The organism is Streptomyces cylindrosporus, from assembly GCF_022698165.1.
Lineage (GTDB): Bacteria > Actinomycetota > Actinomycetes > Streptomycetales > Streptomycetaceae > Streptomyces > Streptomyces cylindrosporus.
Window position 1 is genome coordinate 440,197 of the sequence record NZ_JALDAY010000011.1, and the last position, 6,319, is coordinate 446,515.

The window sequence follows — 6,319 nt, forward strand, 5'->3', positions numbered from 1 at the left end:
CTGATAAAGAGACGGTAAGCAGCCCGTCGCCGCTTGAGATGACTGCTTGAGATGTCTGCTTGAGATGTCTGCTTGAGATGACTGCTTGAGATGTCGCCGATATGTGGGGTGGGGTTTTCCCCCGCACACGGGGGCGGCCGACCTCATGGCGCCGCCGTCCGGCGCGCGGCACGCTAGCCCATATGACCGAACGACTCTCGCTCCCGAACAGGGCCCCGGAAGGGGACGGCGACCGCCTGCCGCCCGCCCGTCTCGCGTACGACCGCCACACCTGGAAGGAGATCGCGCATCTCCTGGTGAACCTTCCGGTGGCACTGGTCGGGTTCGTCTACAGCGTGACGGTGCTGACCACCGGCTTCTGGCTGGCCGTCACGGTGATCGGGTTCCCGTTGCTCGCGGCCGGGCTGATCGGCGCCCGAATGCTGGGGCGGATGGAGCGGGCCAGGGCCCGGGCGCTGCTCGGGGTGCGGGTCGACGAGCCGAGCCCGCTGCCCAGCAGGCGCAGCGCGGGCGGCTTCCTGCCCTGGCTGTGGATGGCGCTGAAGGACTCGGTGGGCTGGCGGACGGTGCTGTACGACTTCATCCGGCTGCCCTGGGGCATCCTCACCTTCGTCACCACGCTGACCTCGCTGTTCGTGCTGTGGCCGGTGCTGCCGTTCATCGCGCGGGGTCTGGCCAACGCCGACCGGGCGATGGTGCGCGGGCTGCTGTCGCCGAGCGACGAGCTGGAGCGGCGGATCGCGGAGCTGGAGTCGGACCGGGGGGTCGTGGTCGACACGGCCAACGCGGATCTGCGGCGCATCGAGCGCGACCTGCACGACGGCGCGCAGGCCCGCCTGGTCAATCTGGCCATGGGGCTCGGGCTCGCGAAGGAGAAGCTGCTGGAGGATCCCGACTCGGCGGCGGAGATGGTCGCCGAGGCGCACGGCGAGGTGAAGCTCGCGCTGCAGGAGCTGCGCGACCTGGCCCGGGGCATCCATCCCGCCGTACTCACCGATCGCGGTCTGGACGCCGCGCTGTCCTCGGTCGCCTCGCGCTGCACCGTGCCCGTGAAGGTGACGGTCGACCTCGTCGAGCGACCCGCCGCGGCCATCGAGGGGATCGCCTACTTCACCGTCTCCGAGCTGCTGCAGAACATCAGCAAGCACAGCGGCGCGAAGACCGCGTCCGTCGAGGTGTGGCGGGCCGACGAGCGGCTGCTCATCCAGGTCGAGGACGACGGCCGCGGCGGCGCGCGCCTGGACGGCGGTACGGGGATGCAGGGGCTGGCGGAGCGGCTGGACGCGGTCGACGGGCTGTTCGTCCTCGACTCCCCGCAGGGCGGTCCCACGACCGTGACGGCGGAGCTGCCCTGGCGGGACCGCGGACCGGCGTAGGCCCGTTGGCCGCCGGCCCCGGGGGTAGGGAAAACCCCCCTTCCAAGAGGCCGACGGACTCCATGGTTCGCGGACCTGCGGCGCAGGAGTGTGGAGGTACGGCGGGACAGCCGGCCGCAGCACGCGGGAGAAGCGGACGAACGAGTAGAAACGGACGACGCCGATGGCCACGGAGTACGGACAGGGCTACGGGCCTGGTTACGAGTACGACAGCGGGTTCGGGGCCCCCGAGGGGGCGCGGCGGCACCGGCTGCCCGCCGGGCTGCGGGCGCCGTTCGAGGCCCGTAGCTGGCGCGAGTTCGGGTACGTGCTGCTCAGCCTGCCCATCGGCATCATGCTCTTCACGTACGCCGTCACGATGGTCGCGCTCGGCGCGGGCCTGCTGGTGACGTTCCTCGGGATTCCGGTGCTGGCGGCGGGGCTTGCCGGCTGCCGGGGGTTCGCGGCGCTGGAGCGGGCGCGGGCGCGCGGCCTGCTGGACCTGGACGTCGCCGACCCCGAGCCGCTGCGGATGCGGAAATCCGGCGTGATGGCCTGGATGGGCGCGGTCCTCAAGAGCGGCACGTCCTGGCGGACGCTGCTGTACGCGGTGCTGCAGTTCCCGTGGTCGGTGTTCTCGTTCGTGGTCGCGCTGAACTTCTGGGCGTACGGCTGGGCGCTGCTGACGTATCCGCTGTGGTTCTGGGTCTTTCCGGTGTACGCCGGTCAGGGCGGGATCCAGTTGTACGGCGACGGGCAGCACTCGATCTACCTGGACAACCCCTTCGAGATCACCGTCACCGCGCTGGTGGGGCTGCTGTTCACGCTGGCCACGCCGTGGATCGTGCGGGCGCTGACGATGGTGGACCGGCTGCTGGTGCACGGGCTGCTCGGGCCGTCGCGGCTGTCGGCGCGGGTGGTGGAGCTGGAGTCGGACCGCGGTGTCGTGGTGGATACGGCGGCTGCGGACCTGCGGCGCATCGAGCGCGACCTGCACGACGGCGCGCAGGCCCGGCTGGTGGCGTTGGCCATGGATCTGGGGTTGGCGAAGGAGAAGCTCGCGGAGGATCCGCAGGCGGCGGCGCGGATGGTGGACGAGGCGCACGGTGAGGTGAAGACGGCGCTCCAGGAGCTGCGGGATCTGGCGCGGGGGATTCATCCGGCGGTGCTGACGGATCGGGGGCTGGACGCGGCGCTGTCCGCTGTCGCCTCGCGGTGCACGGTGCCGGTGCAGGTGGAGGTGGATCTGGCGGAGCGGCCGGCGCCGGCGATCGAGGGGATCGCGTACTTCACGGTGTCCGAGCTGCTGCAGAACATCAGCAAGCACTCGCGGGCCACGTGGGCGGCGGTGGATGTGTGGCGGGTGGAGAGTCGGCTGATGGTGCAGGTGGTGGACAACGGGGTGGGCGGTGCGGATGCCTCCGGCGGTGGGTCGGGGCTTGCGGGGTTGGCGGAGCGGTTGGATGCGGTTGACGGGATTCTGGTGGTGGACTCGCCGGTGGGGGGGCCTACGCGGGTTACGGCGGAGTTGCCTTGGCGGGGGGAGCGGGCTCTGGGCTGACCTGTGGGTTCTCGCCCCCGCCGCCCCTACCCGTCCCATCCCCAGGGGCTTCGCCCCTTCGACCCCACCAGGGGGCTCCGCCCCCTGGACCCCCGTCGGCCTGAACGGCCTCGTCCTCAAACGCCGGACGGGCTGAAAGATGCCGGCCCGCGCCGACAAGGCACCGGCCCCCCTCCCGGCCGAAAAACCCTCGTGCAGTGCGCGTTTTCCCGTTGATTCGCGTCTCGTCGGGGCAGGGCGATCCGAATGCTGGAATGCTGGACTACTGGCAGACGGAGTCGGGCTGGGGGGCCGGAGATCGTGGAGGACAGGGTGCGGGTGGTCATCGCCGAGGATTCGGTGCTGCTGCGGGAGGGGCTGACGCGGCTGCTGACCGACCGTGGGCACGATGTCGTCGCCGGCGTCGGGGACGGCGAGGCGCTGATCAAGACCATCACCGAACTGGACGGGCAGGGCGAGCTGCCGGACGTCGTCGTCGCGGATGTGCGGATGCCACCGACGCACACGGACGAGGGCGTGCGGGCCGCCGTACAACTGCGGAAAGCGCATCCGGGACTGGGTGTCCTCGTCCTGTCACAGTACGTGGAGGAGCGGTACGCCACCGAACTGCTGGCCGGTTCCAGTCATGGGGTCGGGTACCTGCTGAAGGACCGGGTGGCCGAGGTCCGGGAGTTCGTGGATGCCGTGGTGCGGGTGGCCCAAGGGGGTACCGCGCTGGACCCCGAGGTCGTCGCGCAGCTCCTCGGGCGCAGCCGTAAGCAGGACGTACTGGCCGGGCTGACGCCGCGGGAGCGGGAGGTTCTCGGGCTGATGGCCGAGGGGCGGACCAATTCGGCCATCGCCCGGCAGCTCGTGGTCAGCGACGGTGCCGTCGAGAAGCACGTCAGCAACATCTTCCTGAAGCTCGGGCTGTCGCAGAGTGACGGGGATCACCGGCGCGTTCTCGCGGTCCTCACCTATCTCAACTCCTGACGGGCTGACACTGGGTCAGTAGCCGCACATTTCAGCCGTCGGTCCAGCGCCGATCAAGCTCCAGCCCAACGAACGTCAGCCCTAGAACCGAACAATTGCGGGGAGCGTCTTCAAGGGAAGCGCCGGGGGGCGAGAAATCATGACAAGTCAGGGCGTCCAACCGTCTCAAAAGCGTGTCCATCATGCGAATGGCCGAGGGAAGGCGACCCTAACGGACGTAGGGTTGATTTTGGGACGGTCTGCGGGAAGGCCGGTCCCCGACAGCCGCCTCGAGGGAGGTCCAGTTCAGTGACCAGCCAGGTCAGCAGGACAGCGGAGCAGGCAGACACGGATCCGGACGACGGAGCCGTCGTGGGAGAACAGCGCAGGCCGGCCGGGACCAAAGACGTCCGCAGGCTGGACCGGGTCATCATCCGGTTCGCGGGAGACTCCGGTGACGGCATGCAGCTCACCGGCGACCGCTTCACCTCCGAGACGGCGTCCTTCGGGAACGACCTGTCGACCCTTCCGAACTTCCCCGCCGAGATCCGCGCCCCCGCCGGCACCCTGCCGGGCGTCTCCTCCTTCCAGCTCCACTTCGCCGACCACGACATCCTGACGCCGGGCGACGCGCCGAACGTGCTCGTCGCGATGAATCCGGCGGCGCTCAAGGCCAACATCGGCGATCTGCCGCGCGGCGCGGAGATCATCGTCAACACGGACGAGTTCACCAAACGGGCGATGCAGAAGGTCGGCTACGCCGCCTCGCCCCTGGAGGACGGCTCGCTCGACGGCTACAGCCTCCACCCGGTGCCGCTGACGACCCTCACGGTCGAGGCGCTCAAGGACTTCGACCTGTCCCGCAAGGAGGCCGAGCGCAGCAAGAACATGTTCGCGCTCGGGCTGTTGAGCTGGATGTACCACCGGCCGACCGAGGGCACGGAGAAGTTCCTTCGGGCCAAGTTCGCGAAGAAGCCGCAGATCGCCGAGGCGAACCTGGCCGCGTACCGCGCGGGCTGGAACTTCGGCGAGACGACCGAGGACTTCGCGGTCTCGTACGAGATCGCCCCGGCGACGACCGCGTTCCCGCCCGGCCTCTACCGCAACATCTCCGGGAACCTGGCGCTGGCGTACGGCCTGATCGCCGCCTCCCGCCAGGCGGACCTGCCGCTGTTCCTCGGCTCGTACCCCATCACCCCGGCCTCCGACATCCTGCACGAGCTCAGCAAGCACAAGAACTTCGGCGTACGTACCTTCCAGGCCGAGGACGAGATCGCGGGCATCGGCGCGGCCCTGGGCGCGGCCTTCGGCGGCTCGCTCGGCGTGACGACGACCTCCGGGCCGGGTGTCGCGCTGAAGTCGGAGACGATCGGGCTGGCGGTGTCGTTGGAGTTGCCGCTGCTGGTCATCGACATCCAGCGGGGCGGGCCGTCCACCGGTCTGCCGACCAAGACCGAGCAGGCCGACCTGCTGCAGGCCATGTTCGGGCGCAACGGCGAGGCGCCGGTCCCGGTGATCGCGCCCAGAACCCCGGCGGACTGCTTCGACGCGGCGCTGGAGGCGGCCCGCATCGCGCTGACGTACCGCACTCCGGTGATGCTGCTCTCGGACGGCTACCTGGCCAATGGTTCCGAGCCCTGGCGCATCCCGGAACTGGACGAACTCCCGGACCTGACCGTGCAGTTCGCGCAGGGCCCGAACCACACCCTCGACGACGGCACCGAGGTCTTCTGGCCGTACAAGCGCGACCCGCAGACGCTCGCCCGCCCGTGGGCCATCCCCGGCACGCCCGGTCTCGAACACCGCATCGGCGGCATCGAGAAGGAGGACGGCACGGGCAACATCTCGTACGCCCCCGCCAACCACGACTTCATGGTCCGCACCCGGCAGGCCAAGATCGACGGCATCGACGTACCGGATCTGGAGGTCGACGACCCGCACGAGGCGCGCACGCTGGTGCTCGGCTGGGGATCGACGTACGGACCGATCACGGCGGCGGTACGGCGGCTGCGGACGGCCGGTGAGTCGATCGCGCAGGCGCATCTGCGCCACCTCAACCCGTTCCCGCGGAATCTGGGCACGGTGTTGAAGCGTTACGACAAGGTGGTGATCCCCGAGATGAACCTCGGTCAGCTCGCCACGCTGATCCGGGCGAAGTACCTGGTCGACGCCCACTCGTACAACCAGGTGAACGGCATGCCGTTCAAGGCTGAGCAGCTCGCCACGGCTCTCAAGGAGGCCATCGATGGCTGAGACGTCCACGGAAGGCACGGGCACGATCGAGGCGCTCTCGCTCGTCCCCAAGGCCGAGGCCCGCCAGTCCATGAAGGACTTCAAGTCCGATCAGGAAGTGCGCTGGTGCCCCGGCTGCGGTGACTACGCGATCCTCGCCGCCGTCCAGGGCTTCATGCCGGAGCTCGGCCTGGCCAAGGAGAACATCGTCTTCGTCTCG

4 protein-coding genes and 1 pseudogene are annotated in these 6,319 nt (G+C 69.7%); all 5 read left to right on the plus strand.

What is annotated here, in order from left to right; all coding sequences use genetic code 11:
- Positions 1–182: 182 nt before the first annotated feature.
- Positions 183–1,376, plus strand: coding sequence for a sensor histidine kinase (locus MQP27_RS35065; protein WP_242772751.1), 1,194 nt, complete (start codon positions 183–185; stop codon positions 1,374–1,376).
- A 163-nt stretch (positions 1,377–1,539) separates the two neighbouring features.
- Entirely contained in the window at positions 1,540–2,916 is a 1,377-nt protein-coding gene (locus tag MQP27_RS35070) for a sensor histidine kinase (protein WP_242772752.1), read from the plus strand.
- A 312-nt stretch (positions 2,917–3,228) separates the two neighbouring features.
- Positions 3,229–3,888, plus strand: coding sequence for a response regulator transcription factor (locus MQP27_RS35075; protein WP_277751740.1), 660 nt, complete (start codon positions 3,229–3,231; stop codon positions 3,886–3,888).
- A 288-nt stretch (positions 3,889–4,176) separates the two neighbouring features.
- A complete protein-coding gene (locus MQP27_RS35080) occupies positions 4,177–6,120 on the plus strand; it encodes a 2-oxoacid:acceptor oxidoreductase subunit alpha (protein ID WP_242772753.1) in 1,944 nt (647 codons plus the stop codon).
- A pseudogene (locus tag MQP27_RS35085) lies at positions 6,113–6,319 on the plus strand (2-oxoacid:ferredoxin oxidoreductase subunit beta); the annotation flags it as partial. The gene MQP27_RS35080 and the pseudogene MQP27_RS35085, both read left to right, overlap by 8 nt.

Excerpts from the sequence above, each read along its gene's own strand:
- MQP27_RS35065 (WP_242772751.1), top strand. The coding sequence starts at position 183 with ATGACCGAACGACTCTCGCTCCCGAACAGGGCCCCGGAAGGGGACGGC.
- MQP27_RS35070 (WP_242772752.1), top strand. The coding sequence starts at position 1,540 with ATGGCCACGGAGTACGGACAGGGCTACGGGCCTGGTTACGAGTACGAC.